Here is a 15,468-nt window from a genome sequence, read left to right as displayed (position 1 = left end):
CCGCGGCTACGCCGCACGCCGATCCGGCGCGGGGCCCGGGCACTCCCGGGGCGGCGCGCGCGCCACGCGCATTAGGCCTTCGAACGGCAGCGTCCGCAAGGGCAGAAACCCTTGGAGACTTGCCGGTCGCGACCGCAACCCCTTGATCAGGATATTGCCCGCATGGCTTCGCTCGATTCATTCAAGGCCCGCAAGACACTCGATGTCGGCGGCAAGAGCTACACCTATTATTCCCTGCCCGACGCCGAGAAGAACGGCCTGCCCGGCATCTCGAAGCTGCCCTTCTCGATGAAGGTGCTGCTCGAGAACCTGCTGCGCAACGAGGACGGCCGCTCGGTGACGAAGGCCGATATCGAGAACTTCGTCGGCTGGCTCGACGACAAGGGCAAGGCCGGCAAGGAGATCGGCTTCCGCCCGGCCCGCGTGCTGATGCAGGACTTCACCGGCGTGCCGGCGGTGGTCGACCTCGCCGCGATGCGCGACGGCGTCAAGGCGCTCGGCGGCGACGCCCAGAAGATCAACCCGCTCGTTCCCGTCGATCTCGTCATCGACCACTCGGTGATCGTCGACGAGTTCGGCACGCCCAAGGCGCTCGCCCAGAACGTCGAGCTCGAATACGAGCGCAATGCGGAGCGCTACAAGTTCCTCAAATGGGGCCAGGGCGCCTTCGACAATTTCCGCGTCGTCCCGCCCGGCACCGGCATCTGCCACCAGGTCAATCTCGAATACCTCGCCCAGACCGTCTGGACCCGTAGCGAGACCATCGACGGCACCGAGGTCGAGGTCGCCTATCCCGACACCGTCGTCGGCACCGATTCGCACACCACCATGGTCAACGGCCTCGCCGTGCTCGGCTGGGGTGTCGGCGGCATCGAGGCGGAGGCCGCCATGCTCGGCCAGCCGCAGTCGATGCTGCTGCCGGAGGTCATTGGCTTCAAGCTGACCGGCGCGCTCAAGGAAGGCATCACCGCGACCGATCTCGTGCTCACCGTCACCCAGATGCTGCGCAAGAAGGGCGTCGTCGGCAAATTCGTCGAGTTCTTCGGCCCCGGCCTCTACAATCTGACCCTGGCCGACCGCGCGACCATCGCGAACATGGGCCCGGAATACGGCGCGACCTGCGGCTTCTTCCCGGTCGATGCCGAGACGCTGGACTATCTCACCACCACCGGCCGCAAGGCGGAGCGCATCGCGCTGGTCGATGCCTACAGCAAGGCTCAAGGGCTCTTCGCCACCCGCGAGACGGCCGATCCGGTCTTCACCGACACGCTGGAGCTCGATCTCTCGACGGTCCAGCCCTCGATGGCCGGCCCGAAGCGCCCCGAGGGCCGCGTCGACCTCTCCGCCGTCAAGGCCGGCTTCGCCGCCGCCATGGAGAGCGACTACAAGAAGGGCGGCGAGCTTTCGCGCCGCGTTGAGGTCGAGGGCGAGGATTTCGATCTCGGCCATGGCGACGTCGTCATCGCCGCCATCACCTCCTGCACCAACACCTCGAACCCCTCGGTGCTGATGGCGGCCGGCCTGCTCGCCCGCAATGCGGTCGCCAAGGGCCTCAAGGTCAAGCCCTGGGTGAAGACCTCGCTGGCGCCCGGCTCGCAGGTCGTCGCCGAATATCTGGCCAAGTCCGGCCTGCAGACCGACCTCGACAAGCTCGGCTTCAACCTGGTCGGCTTCGGCTGCACCACCTGCATCGGCAATTCCGGCCCGCTGCCGGCGCCGATCTCGAAGACGATCAACGACAAGGGCCTGATCGCCGGCGCCGTCATCTCCGGCAACCGCAACTTCGAAGGCCGCGTCTCGCCGGACGTGCAGGCGAACTACCTGGCGTCGCCGCCGCTGGTCGTCGCCTATGCGCTGGCCGGCTCGGTCCAGATGGACCTGACCACGCAGCCGCTCGGCCAGGGCTCTGACGGCAAGGACGTCTATCTCAAGGACATCTGGCCCTCCAACAAGGAGATCCAGAGCTTCATCCAGCAGAACGTCACCCGCGCGATCTTCGAGGCGAAGTACGCCGACGTCTTCAAGGGCGACGCGCACTGGCAGGCGGTCGACGCCCCGCAGAGCGAGACCTATGCCTGGGACGACGATTCGACCTATGTGCAGAACCCGCCCTATTTCCAGGGCATGCACCAGAAGCCGGACGCGATCGGCGACATCAAGGGCGCCCGCATCCTCGGCCTCTTCGGCGACAAGATCACCACCGACCACATCTCTCCGGCCGGTTCGATCAAGGCGGCCTCCCCGGCCGGCGCCTATCTGACCGAGCATGGCGTCGCGGTCGCCGACTTCAACCAGTACGGCACGCGCCGCGGCAACCATGAGGTGATGATGCGGGGCACCTTCGCCAATATCCGCATCCGCAACCACATGCTCGGCCCGAACGGGCGCGAGGGCGGCTACACCATCCACTACCCGTCGAAGGAAGAGCTGCCGATCTACGACGCCGCGATGAAGTACAAGCAGGAGAAGGTGCCGCTGGTGATCTTCGCCGGCGTCGAGTACGGCAACGGCTCCTCGCGCGACTGGGCGGCGAAGGGCACCAACCTCCTCGGCGTCAAGGCGGTGATCGCCCAGAGCTTCGAGCGCATCCACCGCTCGAACCTCGTCGGCATGGGTGTCGTGCCCTTCACCCTGCAGGAGGGCACGAGCTGGGCCTCGCTCGACCTGAAGGGCGACGAGATGGTCACCATCCACGGGCTGGCCAACGTCAAGCCGCGCCAGATGATGGAAGCCGAGATCACCTATGCCGACGGCACGGTGAAGAAGGTGCCGATCCTCTGCCGCATCGATACGCTGGACGAGATCGACTACTTCAAGAACGCCGGCATCCTGCAATACGTGCTGCGCGGGCTCGCCGCGTAAGCATCCTGGCAGCGAAGGTCGTGTTTCCGGCACGGCCTTCGGTGACCAAAACGTCACAACGCGGCCGGCGCAAGCCGGCCGCGCTCGTATCGGGACCCATCCCAGTTGTCCTCGCGCCCGGCGCGGTGTAAGGGGGCCGGTCAGTCATCCTCGGCGGAGACTTGGGGCAGGCGCAGGGATCATCCCGCGCTCGGACGTCGTCCGCCGACATCCTTTCAAGACGGGAGCACCCGCATGTCCGCCACGTTCGAGACGGTCGCCGGCATCATTTCGGAAACCTGCGATATTCCGCGTGAGAAGATCACGCCGCAGAGCCATGCCATCGACGATCTCGGCATCGACTCGCTCGCCTTCCTCGACATCGCCTTCGCGATCGACAAGGCCTTCGGCATCAAGCTGCCGCTCGAGCAGTGGACGCAGGAGGTCAATGAGGGCAAGGCCCCGGCAGAGCAGTATTTCGTGCTCGAGAACCTCTGCAAGCGCATCGACGACCTCGTCGCCGCCAAGAAGGCGTAACGCCTGCGCGGGGGCTGCCGGACTTGAGCCGGCGCCCCGCTCCCGATAGAGCATAGGCCGCTGAACGGATCAGACCGATCCGCACGGCGGCCGCGCGCCGTTCTGGCGTGCCCAGCTGGTCAAGGATCGCATGCGCCTCGAATATTTCGACATGATCGACAGGGTCGTTTCCTTCGATCCGTCGCTGCAGCGCATCGTCACGCGCTCCACCGTCCCGGCCGCAAGCCCGGTCTTCGAGGGCCATTTCCCCGGCCACCCGCTCGTTCCTGGCGTGCTGCTGACCGAGACCATGGCCCAGGCCTCGGGCTATCTGCTGCTCGGCCTCAACGGTCTCAGCCAGATGCCCTTCCTGATGACCGTGGACAAGGCGCGCTTCCGCAGCTTCGTCGAGCCCAACGCCGAGCTGGAAGCCAGCGCCGAGCTCGTGATCGAGGGTTCCGGCTATGCCGCGACGAAGGCGAAGCTGACGAGCAACGGCAAGCCGATCTGCGATGCGGAGCTGCGCTTCCGCCTGATGCCCTTCCCCGCCGATATGCGCGCCCTCATGCAGAGCCGCATCGAAGCCATCGGCCTGAAGCCGGAGCCTGCTCCATGAGCGATATGACGATGAACCGCCGGGACGTGGTCATCACCGGCATCGGCATCGCCTCCAGCCTCGGCGAAGGCGTCGAGGTCCATGCCGCGGCACTCGCCGCAGGCGGCCCGCCGACCGTCGACACCGAGAGCTTCAAGCCCTATCCGGTCCATCCGCTCCTCGCGCTGGAGCTCGACCGGCAGATCCCGAAGAAATCCGACCAGCGCCAGATGGAGCCCTGGCAGCGCCTCGGCGTGTACGCCGCCGGCCTCGCCCTCGATTCCGCCGGGATCAAGGAGGATGCCGAGGCCAAGAGCGCGCTGCAGGTCATCGTCGCCGCCGGCGGCGGCGAGCGCGACCATGCGGTGGATTCCGCCATCCTCACGGGATTGCGCGGCGCCAACGAGCCCGGCACCTATCTCAACGAGCACCTGATGGGTGATCTGCGCCCCACGCTCTTCCTCGCCCAGCTCTCCAACCTGCTCGCCGGCAACATCGCCATCGTCCATGGCGTCACCGGTCCCTCGCGCACCTTCATGGGCGAGGAGCAGGCCGGCGTCGACACCATCCGCACCGCCCACGCCCGCATCGCCTCGGGCCAGTCCGACCTGATGCTGGTCGGCGGCGCCTATAATGCCGAGCGCCGCGACATGCTGCTGCTCTTCGAGCTCGGCGGCTATCTGCGCCAGGGCAGCTTCGCCCCCGTCTTCGCGCGCGAGGAGGCTCCGGGCCTGATCACCGGCAGCGCCGGCGCCTTCCTCGTCCTCGAATCGGCCGAGCGGGCCGCCGCACGCGGCGCCAGGGTCTACGCCAAGCTCAGCCATGCCGGCGCGACGCGCAGCCGCCGTGCGCCCGGCACGGTCGAATCGGCCCTGGCCGGACTCGTCGGTGGCTTCGGCCCGCTCGGCGCCGATGCGCTCGCCATTTCGGCAGCGACAGGCTGCGCCGGCATCACGGCCGAAGAAGCCAACGCGCTCGCGAAGGCCGCGCCATCGGCGAAGCGGATCGCGGCGGGCGATCTCGTCGGCCATGGCGTCGAGGCCGCGTTTCCGGTCTCCGTCGCCCTCGCAGCCATCGCCTTGTCGGCTGGGCAGGCGAAGGAGGCGGTCGTCACCGGCGCCGGCCATTGGCGCGGCGAAGGCGCCGCGCATCTGGTTCAAGCGTGAGAGGTTGAAGCCATGACCACGCATCGTGATGCCAAGGGCCGCCCGATCGTCGCCGTCACCGGGCTCGGCGTCGTCACCTCGCTCGGCCAGGGCAAGGAAACGAACTGGAAGGCGCTGACGGCCGGCCAATCCGGCATCCACCGCATCGAGCGCTTCCCGACCGAGGGCTTGCGCACCACGATCGGTGGCACCGTCGATTTCCTGTTCGACGAGCCCTTCACCGCCCCCCAGCTCTCCGAGAAGCTGGCGACGCTGGCGGCGGAAGAAGCCGTCACCCAGAGCGGGCTCGGCACCTCCGGCGATTTTCCGGGCGAGCTCTTCATGGCCGTCCCGCCGGTCGAGATGGAATGGCCGCAGAAGCAGGAGATGGCTCAGGCCATCGAAGGCGACGTCGATTACGACGGGCTGCTGCGCGCGGCCGAGACCGGCAAGTTCCGCGCGATGCACGAGCTTTTCGTCTTCGGCGGCGTCGCCGATCATATTGCCGACCGCTTCGGGACCAAGGGCTCGCCGATCTCCCTCTCGACCGCCTGCTCGTCGGGCGCGACCGCGATCCAGATGGGCGTCGAGGCGATCCGCCGCGGCGACACTGAGGCCGCGCTCTGCATCGGCACCGACGGCTCGATCCATGCCGAGGCGCTGATCCGCTTCTCGCTGCTCTCCGCCCTCTCGACCCAGAACGATCCGCCGGAAGGCGCGGCCAAGCCCTTCTCGAAGAACCGGGACGGCTTCGTCATGGGCGAGGGCGCCGGTGCGCTGGTGCTGGAGGATTACGACCACGCGCTGGCGCGCGGCGCGACCATCCTCGGCATCGTCGCCGGCTGCGGCGAGCGCGGCGACGGCTTCCACCGCACCCGCTCGAGCCCGGACGGCAAGCCGGCGATCCTCGCCATGCAGGACGCGCTGGCCGATGCCGGGCTGACGCCCGACGACGTCGACTACATCAACGCCCACGGCACCTCGACGCCGGAGAACGACAAGATGGAGGCGATGAGCTGCGCCGCCGTCTTCGGCGAGCGCATGGCGAGCCTGCCGATCTCCTCGAACAAGTCGATGATCGGCCATACGCTGACGGCGGCCGGCGCCGTCGAGGCGGTGATCTCGTTCCTGACCATCGCCAACGGCAAGATTCCGCCGACGATCAACTATGCCAATCCGGACCCGGCGATCACGCTCGATGTCGTGCCGAACACCGCTCGCGACGCGAAGGTGCGCACCATCATCTCCAATTCCTTCGGCTTCGGCGGCCAGAACACCTGCCTCGTGCTGACGGCGCCTCCGGAGGCCGCATGACCAAGATTCTGGTAACGGGCGGCGCCAAGGGTGTCGGCGCCGCGATCGTGCGCGCCCTCGTCGCGGCCGGTCACGATGTCGATTTCACCTTCCGCTCCTCCGCCGATCAGGCGAAGGCGTTGGCCGGGGAGATCGCCACCGCCCATCCCGGCCGGGCGGTCAGCGCCCTGTCGCTCGACCTCTCCGACAAGGCCGAGCTCGACGCCTTCTGCGAGGAGCGCGAGGGCGAGAGCTATTTCGGCCTCGTCCACAATGCCGGCCAGCCCTATGATTCGCTGGCCGCGATGATCGTGCAGGACAAGGCGGAAGCCGCGATGCAGGTCAATTTCTGGGCCTTCACCCGCCTCGCCAAGAGCCTGATGCGCAACATGATCCGCGCCAAGGCCGGCCGCATCGTCGCCATCGGCTCGGTCGCGGCGCTGCGCGGTAATCCCGGGAACGCCGCCTATGCCGCCTCCAAGGGCGCCTTGATCTCCTATGCCAAGACGCTCGCCGTCGAGACCGGCAAGCGCGGCGTCACGGTCAACGTGATCGCGCCGGGCTTCGTCGACACCGACATGATGGCGCCCTACGCCGCCTATCGCGAAAAGATGCAGGGGCAGATCCCGGCCGGACGCTTCGCCAAGCCCGAGGAGGTCGCCGGCCTCGCCGCCTTCCTGATGAGCGAGCCCGCCGCCTATATCAGCGGCACCGTGCTGCCGATCGACGGCGGGTTGACCGCCCAGCTCGGCGTTCACCGCTGATATCGACCGACAGGGCTGTTCATGTTAAGGTTCATCCTGAACCGGAGTGAACCGACATGACGGCAGCCTTCACCATCCGCCTCGACGACGAGATGCTGGCCAAGCTCGACGCGCTGGCCGCCGACACCGACCGCTCACGCAACTGGATCGCGGCGAAGGCGATCGAGGACTATGTCGCGCTGAACGCCTGGCAGATCGCGAGGATCAAGGAGGGGATCGCCGAAGCCGATCGCGGCGAGTTCGCGACGGACGAAGAGGTCGAGGCCGTGTTCCGCAAGTACAAGGCCGTGGCGGAGTGAGGCTCGTCTGGACGAAACGCTCACTGCGCGAGCTCGACCAGATCTTTGCCTTCATCGCGAAGGACAGCCGCTCCGCCGCTGCAGCACTGGTTGATCTCGTTGAGCAGCGCTCCGCAATGCTGACCAGCCATCCAGAGATCGGGCGGCCGGGACGGAGCGATGGAACCCGCGAACTCATCGTGACTGGCACGCCCTATATCCTCCCCTACCGCGTCAGCGACGGCCGCGTCGAAATCCTCGCGGTCCTCCACACCTCCCGGCAATGGCCGGACCAGATCTGAAAGACGTCGAATCCTCATGCGCTCCCTCCAGCTCCATGGCGACCGCGATCTCCGTCTCGAGGAGATCGAGCCGCCGCCGCCGCCCGCTCCCGGCGAGGTGCAGATCCGCATCAAGGCGGTGGGCTTGAACTATCTCGACCTCTGGGGCTTCCGCGGCATGGCCTTCGCCAAGCGCAAGATGCCGCAGGCGGCGGGCGTCGAGGCCGCCGGTGAGATCGTCTGCGTCGGCGAGGGCGTGACCGGCTTCGCGCCCGGCGATGTCGTCACCGCCTATGGCGCCGACACCTGCGGCCAGTGCAAGGCCTGCCGCGAGGGCCGCGACAATCTCTGCGAGAACGTCGCCGGCATCATGGGCTTCCATATCGACGGCTTCGCCCGCGAAGTGCTGAACCGCCCGGCCCGCCTCACCATCAAGGCGCCGAAGGGCGTCTCCTTCGAGGACGCCGCCTGCGCGCCGATCGGCTTCGGCACGGTCCAGCATATGCTGTTCGACAATGCGAAGCTCGAGCCCGGCGAGTCGGTCCTCGTCCATGCCGGCGGCTCCGGCATCGGCACCGCCGCGATCCTGATGGCGAAGGCGATCGGCTGCACGGTCTACACCACGGTCGGCGACGACGAGAAGGGCGCCAAGGCCAAGGCGCTCGGTGCCGATCACGTCATCAACTACCGCGAGGATCGCTTCGAGGGCGTCGTCCGCAAGCTCACCGGCCGCAAGGGCGTCGATGTCGTCTTCGAGCACGTTGGAGCCGACACCTGGAACGGCTCGCTGCTCTGCCTGAAGCGCGGCGGCCGGCTCGTCACCTGCGGCGCGACCTCCGGCCCCTCGGCGACGATCAACCTGATGCAGCTCTTCCAGCAGCAATACCGCATCACCGGCTCCTTCGGCTGCCGCATCGAGAACATCGCGCAATCGCTGGAGAAGATGGCGGGCGGCATGAAACCGGTGATCGACTCGGTCTTCCCGCTCGCCGAATTCGAGAAAGGCCTCGACCGGATCGAAGGGCGCAAGGTCTTCGGCAAGGTCGTCATCGCCTTCTGAGCAGGGCTCCCGGCCCCGCCGGAGACTTGACGCCGGCGCATTCCTGCCCCAGATCGCGCCTTCAAGGCCCGGTCTTGCTCTCGGCACGGGCGGGATAGGGCTGGCAGGACATTGAGACGGATCAAGGCTTTCGCCGCGCGAATCGGCGCGGCGGTGATGATCGGCGTGATCCGCACGCTGTTTGCGGGCTTGCGCCTGCTGGGGCCGGAGCGCTCCAGCGACCTCGGCGGCTGGCTGCTCAGGACCGCGAGCCCGCTCATCCCGGTCAACCGGGTCGCGCTCGCCAATATCCGCGCCGCCTTCCCGGAAAAGGACGAGGCCGAAATCAGGCGCATCGCCCGCGCCGCCTGGGAGAATCTCGGCCGCACCGCCGCCGAATACGCGCATCTCAAGACGCTGTTCGATTACGACTACCATAACCCCGACCCCAACTCGCGCGTCGAGGTCGTCGGCATCGAACATTTCATCGCGCTCAAGGACGACGAGAAGCCAGGCCTGATCTTCTCGGCCCATCTCGCCAACTGGGAACTGCCGGCGATCTGCGCGGCGGCCTATGATCTCGAAACCACCGCCGTCTTCCGCGCGCCCAACGATCCCGCGATCGCAGCCGTGGTCCACGAGATCCGTTCCGGCGCCATGGGTGGGCTCGCGGCGGCGAAGCAGGGCGCGGCCTTCGCCATGCAGGGCGTGCTGGAGAAGGGCGGCCATCTGGGCATGCTGATCGACCAGCATTTCACCCGCGGCGTCGTGGTGCCGTTCTTCGGCCGCCCGGCCCTGACCAACCCGATCATGGGCAAATTCGCCAAGCGCTTCGAATGTCCGGTGCATGGCGTGCGCGTCATCCGCCTGCCGAAGCAGCGCTTCCGCCTGGAGCTGACGCCGCCTCTCGACCTGCCGCGCGATGCGCAGGGCGAGATCGACGTCCAGGGCGCCATGGCGATGATGACGGCGGTGGTCGAAGGCTGGGTGCGCGAAAATCCCGAGCAGTGGCTCTGGATGCACCGCCGCTGGCGGCCCAACATGATTTCGGCCGCGGCGCTGGCGGAATTCGATCACACCCGCGCGACGACGCCTGTTTTCAAGGCAACGTGATTTCCAAATGAAGGCGAATGAGGGCTTTGGTAACCTCGTCAAAAGAAGTTGTCCGCAGAGTTCGATGATGTCCCCCGGCAAGCGCCTCATTGCTGTGACGATTGCGGCCCTCGCCATGGGCATCGCGACCGTTGACGCGCAGGCGCCCGGCAAGCAGCCGAAGGCGCTGCTTGAGCTGTTCACCAGCCAGGGCTGCTCCTCCTGCCCGCCGGCCGATGCGCTGGTGATCGAGCTCGCGAAGGACCCCGACCTCATCGCCCTGACGCTGCCGGTGACCTATTGGGATTATCTCGGCTGGAAGGACACGCTGGGGAAGGACTCCTTCGCCAAGCGCCAGAAATTCTATGCCAAGGCCCGTGGCGACGGGCAGGTCTATACTCCGCAGGTCGTCGTCAACGGCTCCGGCCATCTGGTCGGCTCCGACAAGGACGAGATCCAGAAGACGATCCGCCAGCTCGCCCCCTCCGGCTTCCCGGTCCGGATCGGGCTCGAGGAGAAGAGCGGCAATCTCGAGATCAAGCTCACGCCCTCGGGCCTGGCGAGCGAGCGAGCAGCCGGCGTCTGGGTCCTGCCGACGACGCGCCTGGCCTCGGTGCCGGTGACGCGCGGCGAGAACCAGGGCAAGACCCTGTCCTATGCGAATGTGGTACGCGGCATGGTCCGCGTCGGCGACTGGGACGGCAAGGAAACCACCATCACGGCCCCGCTGAGCGCCACCCAGGCGCCGGAGGCGGACGGCTACGTCGTCATCGTCCAGACCGACCAGCCGGGAAAATACGGCATGATGCCGGGGCCGATCCTCGGCGCCGCGCGCGGCAAGACGGCGCCCTGAGCCAGCATCCCGGCTCGGCAGGAGCGCAGCCTCAGAGCAGGATCACCTTGTTCGGCAATTCGTCGACGTCGCCGGGAACCGGTGGGACGTGCTGCGCCAGCACCGCGCCGACCGCATCCACTGCCGCGATGAGGCCTTCTGTCAGCCGGTCATCGCGCGCCGCTGCGAGCAGGGGCTCGATGATGCCGTCCCAGGTCTTTTCATCGACCCGCCCGTCGATGCCGGTATCGACCAGAATTTCGGCGTAGCGCTCCTGCAGCGCCACATAGAGCAGCACGCCGGTGCGCCCCTTCGTCCGCGTCAGCCCCCGCGCCGTGAACTCGCGCAGCGCCGCGTCATGGGCCCGGCGCCGCTTGATGAAGCCCGGCACGAAGCGCCCGCCGCGACCGTACCAGAGCAGCGCGCCGAGCAGGGTGAGGGCACAGAAGAGCTGGATCATGAAGATGCGCTGCGCGCTCATCGCCGTCAGCGAGATCAGCGGCCAGGGCACCAGCAGCGCGAGCGCCAGCGCCATCACCACCGGAACGTTGCGATAGCTCGACGCGGCCCGGTCGATGACGACGACGATCTCGCCGGCCGTGTTCAGCTCGGCGCGGCGCACCGCCTCGGCGATCGCATCCCTGTCGGAGGTATCCATCACCAGCTCCCCGAAGCGCCGCCGCCACCTGACGAGCCCCCGCCGCCCGAGAAGCCGCCTCCGCCGGAAAAGCCACCGCCCGAACTCCAGCCCCCGCCGCCGCTCCAGCCCGAGCCGGATCCCCAGCCCGAATTGCCCGGCGGCAGCACGATCCAGCGGCCGTCGCGTGTCCGGTATCGGCGCGCGCCGCCACTCTGCTGGCTCAGGCCCCGCAGGAAGGCGACGATGAACAGGAAGATCAGGACCATCGCGACGACGACGGCGATGTCCTCCTGAATCGTGCTCTCGTCAGAGCGAACCTCGGCGCGGCGCTGCCATTCCTCGGCGTCGCCCGCCAGGATGGTCAGGATGGCGTCGGTCCCGGCCTCGATGCCCCCGGCGAAATCGCCCGTCTTGAATTTAGGCGCGATCGCCGTGGTGATGATCACCTTGGAGAGCGCGTCGGTCAGCGCGCCTTCGAGCCCATAGCCGACCTCGATGCGGACCTTGCGCTCGTTCGGCGCCACGATCAGCAGCACGCCGTTGTTCTTCGCCTTCTGGCCGAGCTGCCAGTGCCGGTAGAGCCCGTTGGCGAAATCCTCGATCTCCAGCCCCTGCAGCGAAGGCACGGTCGCGACCACGACCTGGTCCGACGTCTTGTCCTCATGCGCCTTGAGCTTGTCCTCGATGCGCTGGCGCGCCTCCGGGGCGATGATGTTGGCGCCATCGACGACGCGGCCCGTGAGTGCCGGATAGGTCGGATCGGCGGCGAATGACGGCAGAGCGCAGAGGCAAAGGATCAGCGCGACGGCAGCGCGAAACCCCGTCATCCTCGGACGAAGCGAAGCGTAGATCCAAGAATCTCGTTTGGGAGATGCTCGGGTCGAGCCCGAGCATGACGCCACGCTCTGCCGCACGGGACCGTTGACCTCAGAACTTCACCGCCGGCGGCCGCTCGGCACCGGCCGTGGCGGTGAAGGTTTCCATCGGCTTGGCGCCCCAGAACACCTTGGCCCAGATCACGCCCGGGAAGGTGCGGATCTCGGTGTTGAAGTCCTGCACGGCCTGGATGTAGTCGCGCCGCGCCACGGCGACACGATTCTCCGTCCCCTCGAGCTGCGACTGCAGCGCCAGGAAGTTCTGGTTCGACTTCAGGTCCGGGTAGCGCTCCACCGTGACGAGCAGCCGCCCCAGCGCGCCGGTGAGCTGGTTCTGCGCGTCCTGGTATTCCTTGAACTTGGCCGGGTCGCTGATGGTCGAGGCATCGACCTTGACCTGCGTCGCCTTGGCGCGGGCCTCGATCACGGCCGTCAGCACCTCGCGCTCCTGCGCGGCGTAACCCTTCACCGTCTCGACGAGATTGGGAATCAGGTCGGCGCGGCGCTGATACTGGTTCTGCACCTCCGACCAGGCGGCCTTCGCCTTCTCTTCCAGCGTCGGCACGTTGTTGTAGCCGCAGCCGGCGAGCGCGATGCCGAGAAGGCCGAGCGCGAACCAGGCCAGCGGACGGCGAAGCTGGGCGGAGAACGTCATGCCGAAAACCCCTTTTGGCAGCGTTGCAATGGTGTCGATTCGGACCTTACCTGTCGCGCCGCTCCGGTCAAAGCTGCCAGGGCGCGGCGAATGGCCTATGGTGGGCCGAACCCCGCCGGAGGCTTGCATGCGCTTCGCCCGACTGACCGTCTTGCCAGCCGCGCTTTTCGCCGCGCAGATCGCGATCGCGCAGCCTCTCGCCCCCGCGCCGGAGGCGGGAACCGGCCGGATCGCCAGGGTCGAGACGACCGCGCGGCAGTTCATGGCGGCCGCGGCCAATCCGCTCGCGGCTTCGGCCGGGCGCGACATCCTGCGCGCCGGCGGCAGCGCCACCGACGCCGCCATCGCCATCCAGCTCGTGCTCAATCTGGTCGAGCCGCAGAGCTCAGGCATCGGCGGCGGCGCGTTCTTCGTTCATTGGGGCGAGTTCGACCGCAAGGTGACGACGCTCGACGGCCGCGAGACGGCGCCCGCCGCCGCAAAGCCCGACCGCTTCATGAAGGACGGCAAGCCGATGCCGTTTCGGGAGGCCGTGATCGGCGGCCGCTCGGTCGGCGTGCCCGGCACGCTCAGGCTGCTGGAGGAGGCGCATCGGCGCTGGGGCAAATTGCCCTGGGCCGATCTGGTCGCTCCCGCACTCAAGCTCGCGGAGGAGGGCTTTGCGATATCGCCGCGCCTCAACGGCCTCCTCGCCGGCGACAAGGATCTCCCCAAAAATCCGCGCGCCGCCGCGTATTTCTACGAGACGGACGGACAGCCCAAAGCCGTCGGCACGATCCTGAAGAACCCGGCCTTCGCCGAAACATTGCGCGCTATCGCGGCACAAGGCGCGGATGCGCTCTACAAGGGCCCGATCGCCGAGGACATCGTCGCCACCATAGCGGAGCATCCGGGCAATCCCGGCGACATGACGCTTGCGGATCTCACGGCCTACAAGGTCGAGGAGCGCGAGCCGGTCTGCGGTGCCTACCGCGTCTGGCGGCTCTGCGGCATGGGGCCGCCGAGCTCGGGCGCCGTCGCCGTCCAGCAGATCCTCGGCATGCTCGAGCGCGTCGATCTCAGGCGGATGGGGCCGGGCCCCGAGGCCGCCCATTGGCTGAGCGAGGCCGGCCGGCTCGCCTTCGCCGATCGCAACCTCTATCTCGCCGACCCCGCTTTTCTCGCCGTGCCGGTGCGCGGCCTGATCGACCGCGACTATATCCGCTCGCGCGCTGCCCTGATCAGCCCGGAGCGTTCCATGGGCCGGGCGCAGGCTGGCGATCCGCCGCATCGGCGCGCCGGCTTGCTCGCCCCCTCCGAGGGCATCGAGCATGGCACCAGCCATATCTCGGTGGTGGATGCGGACGGCAACGCCGTCGCGATGACGACGACCATCGAGGGCGGCTTCGGCTCGCATCTGATGACGAAGGCCGGCTTCCTGCTCAACAACGAACTGACCGATTTCAACTTCGCGCCGGAAGAGGACGGCAAGCCGGTCGCCAACCGGGTCGAGCCCGGCAAGCGCCCACGCTCCTCCATGGCGCCCACCCTGGTCTTCGACGCCTTCGGCCGGCTTTACGCGGTCGCGGGTTCTCCCGGCGGCAGCCAGATCATCGAATTCGTCGCCAAGACGTTGGTCGCCTTGCTCGACTGGCGCATGGACCCTCAAGCTGCCGCCGATTTCGGCAATTTCGGCAGCCGCAACGGCCCGACCGAGCTGGAGGCGGGCACCGAGGCGGAAGCCTGGAAGGCGGCTCTGGAAGCGAAAGGCCACAAGGTCCAGCTCATGGAGATGACCTCCGGCACGCAGGTGATCGTCAAGACGCCGGAAGGGTTCGTCGGCGGTGCCGACGGCCGGCGCGAGGGCGTGGCGATCGGAGACTGAGCGGGTTCATCACGCTGTCATATTCTCGGCGCGTCCCTCCCCAGCCAACCAGGGACCGCCACCATGCGCCATTTCGCACTCGCCCTTCTGACTGCCGCCACGCTCGCCTTCTCGCCGGCCCAGGCCGAGGACGCCGCGCCGTTCACATCCGCCAAATCCGTCGATCTCCAGCTGTTCCTCAAGCCGCCGCCGGCCGATGATTCCGTGCAGACCAAGGCCGAGCTCGGCGAGGTGCTGACGCTGCAGGTCACCCGCACGCCGGAGATGGAGGCCAAGGCCAAGGCCGACGCCGAGGAGAATGTCTGGCGCTTCGCCGATGTGATGGGCCCCGCCTTCAAGCCGGAAGCGCTGCCGGTCTTCTCGGCCTTCTTCGATCGCGTCGTCGCGACCGAAGGCGCCGTCGTCGATCCGGCCAAGGACTCATGGAAGCGCCCGCGCCCGCATCAACTCAGCCCGCTGGTCAAGCCGGTGGTGAAGATCTCGAACTCCGGCGCCTATCCGTCCGGTCACACCACGGTCGGCACGCTGATGGGCATCGTCCTGTCGAACATGGTGCCGGAGAAGCGCGTGGAGATCATGAACCGCGCCTGGTTCTATGGCGAGAACCGCATCATCGGCGGCATCCACTACCGCTCGGACATCGAGGCCGGTCGCATCGCCGGTTCGGTCATCGCGGCGCGGATCATGGAACAGCAGGACTTCCAGACCGAATTCGCCGCCGCCAAGGCCGAGCTGCGCAAGGCCCTCGGCCTCTGACG

The 15,468-nt window shown here is 67.7% G+C and carries 16 protein-coding genes; 13 read left to right on the top strand and 3 right to left on the bottom strand.

The window, feature by feature from the left end; translation table 11 throughout:
* Positions 1 to 162: 162 nt before the first annotated feature.
* From acnA to GGC47_RS25715, 11 genes are all read left to right on the top strand, one after another.
* Positions 163 to 2,862, top strand: coding sequence for an aconitate hydratase AcnA (gene acnA / locus GGC47_RS25765; RefSeq protein ID WP_038358120.1), 2,700 nt, complete (start codon positions 163 to 165; stop codon positions 2,860 to 2,862).
* A gap of 234 nt (positions 2,863 to 3,096) precedes the next feature.
* Positions 3,097 to 3,378, top strand: a complete 282-nt coding sequence (locus GGC47_RS25760; protein ID WP_038358122.1) for an acyl carrier protein — start codon at positions 3,097 to 3,099, stop codon at positions 3,376 to 3,378.
* 130 nt (positions 3,379 to 3,508) lie between these two features.
* Positions 3,509 to 3,973, top strand: coding sequence for a 3-hydroxyacyl-ACP dehydratase FabZ family protein (locus GGC47_RS25755; protein ID WP_038358124.1), 465 nt, complete (start codon positions 3,509 to 3,511; stop codon positions 3,971 to 3,973).
* Positions 3,970 to 5,118, top strand: a complete 1,149-nt coding sequence (locus GGC47_RS25750) for a beta-ketoacyl-ACP synthase (protein ID WP_429069577.1) — start codon at positions 3,970 to 3,972, stop codon at positions 5,116 to 5,118. Before GGC47_RS25755 ends, GGC47_RS25750 begins: the two co-directional genes overlap by 4 nt.
* Positions 5,119 to 5,130: 12 nt before the next feature.
* A complete protein-coding gene (locus GGC47_RS25745; RefSeq protein WP_113254770.1) occupies positions 5,131 to 6,411 on the top strand; it encodes a beta-ketoacyl-ACP synthase in 1,281 nt (426 codons plus the stop codon).
* Entirely contained in the window at positions 6,408 to 7,154 is a 747-nt protein-coding gene (locus GGC47_RS25740; RefSeq protein WP_142023444.1) for an SDR family NAD(P)-dependent oxidoreductase, read from the top strand. Before GGC47_RS25745 ends, GGC47_RS25740 begins: the two co-directional genes overlap by 4 nt.
* A 56-nt stretch (positions 7,155 to 7,210) precedes the next feature.
* Entirely contained in the window at positions 7,211 to 7,453 is a 243-nt protein-coding gene (locus GGC47_RS25735; protein WP_038358129.1) for a CopG family ribbon-helix-helix protein, read from the top strand.
* On the top strand, positions 7,450 to 7,734 hold the full coding sequence (locus GGC47_RS25730) for a type II toxin-antitoxin system RelE/ParE family toxin (protein ID WP_038358131.1): 285 nt from the start codon (positions 7,450 to 7,452) through the stop codon (positions 7,732 to 7,734). Before GGC47_RS25735 ends, GGC47_RS25730 begins: the two co-directional genes overlap by 4 nt.
* 16 nt (positions 7,735 to 7,750) lie before the next feature.
* Positions 7,751 to 8,773: a zinc-binding dehydrogenase gene (locus GGC47_RS25725; RefSeq protein ID WP_142023445.1), complete on the top strand. Its 1,023-nt coding sequence runs from the start codon at positions 7,751 to 7,753 to the stop codon at positions 8,771 to 8,773.
* A gap of 111 nt (positions 8,774 to 8,884) precedes the next feature.
* Positions 8,885 to 9,865, top strand: coding sequence for a lipid A biosynthesis lauroyl acyltransferase (locus tag GGC47_RS25720; RefSeq protein ID WP_081925056.1), 981 nt, complete (start codon positions 8,885 to 8,887; stop codon positions 9,863 to 9,865).
* Positions 9,866 to 9,929: 64 nt separating this feature from the next.
* The gene (locus GGC47_RS25715; RefSeq protein WP_166652912.1) at positions 9,930 to 10,697 is read left to right on the top strand and encodes a DUF1223 domain-containing protein; all 768 of its coding nucleotides are present in this window, start codon (positions 9,930 to 9,932) and stop codon (positions 10,695 to 10,697) included.
* 31 nt (positions 10,698 to 10,728) lie between these two features.
* Here the strand turns inward: GGC47_RS25715 and GGC47_RS25710 are convergent, their stop codons facing one another.
* The 3 genes from GGC47_RS25710 to GGC47_RS25700 all read right to left on the bottom strand — a co-directional run bounded on the left by GGC47_RS25710 (position 10,729) and on the right by GGC47_RS25700 (position 12,846).
* On the bottom strand, positions 10,729 to 11,334 hold the full coding sequence (locus tag GGC47_RS25710; protein ID WP_142023447.1) for a TPM domain-containing protein: 606 nt from the start codon (positions 11,332 to 11,334) through the stop codon (positions 10,729 to 10,731).
* On the bottom strand, positions 11,334 to 12,143 hold the full coding sequence (locus tag GGC47_RS25705; protein WP_113254777.1) for a TPM domain-containing protein: 810 nt from the start codon (positions 12,141 to 12,143) through the stop codon (positions 11,334 to 11,336). The genes GGC47_RS25710 and GGC47_RS25705 overlap by 1 nt, the downstream gene beginning before the upstream one ends.
* Positions 12,144 to 12,243: 100 nt before the next feature.
* A complete protein-coding gene (locus GGC47_RS25700) occupies positions 12,244 to 12,846 on the bottom strand; it encodes a LemA family protein (protein WP_142023448.1) in 603 nt (200 codons plus the stop codon).
* A gap of 127 nt (positions 12,847 to 12,973) precedes the next feature.
* Here GGC47_RS25700 and ggt point away from each other — a divergent pair, with 127 nt between their 5' ends.
* Positions 12,974 to 14,710 (top strand): gamma-glutamyltransferase, encoded by a 1,737-nt coding sequence (gene ggt, locus GGC47_RS25695; RefSeq protein WP_142023449.1) that lies wholly within the window; start codon positions 12,974 to 12,976, stop codon positions 14,708 to 14,710.
* A 63-nt stretch (positions 14,711 to 14,773) separates the two neighbouring features.
* Complete coding sequence (locus GGC47_RS25690; protein ID WP_038358141.1) at positions 14,774 to 15,466, top strand: acid phosphatase; 693 nt, start codon at positions 14,774 to 14,776, stop codon at positions 15,464 to 15,466.
* Positions 15,467 to 15,468 lie beyond the last annotated feature (2 nt).

This window comes from Allobosea sp. OAE752, assembly GCF_050433265.1.
Classification (GTDB): Bacteria; Pseudomonadota; Alphaproteobacteria; order Rhizobiales; family Beijerinckiaceae; genus Allobosea; species Allobosea spartocytisi.
Note: the sequence above shows the minus strand (reverse complement) of the source record. Positions and strands in the feature narration are given on the sequence as shown.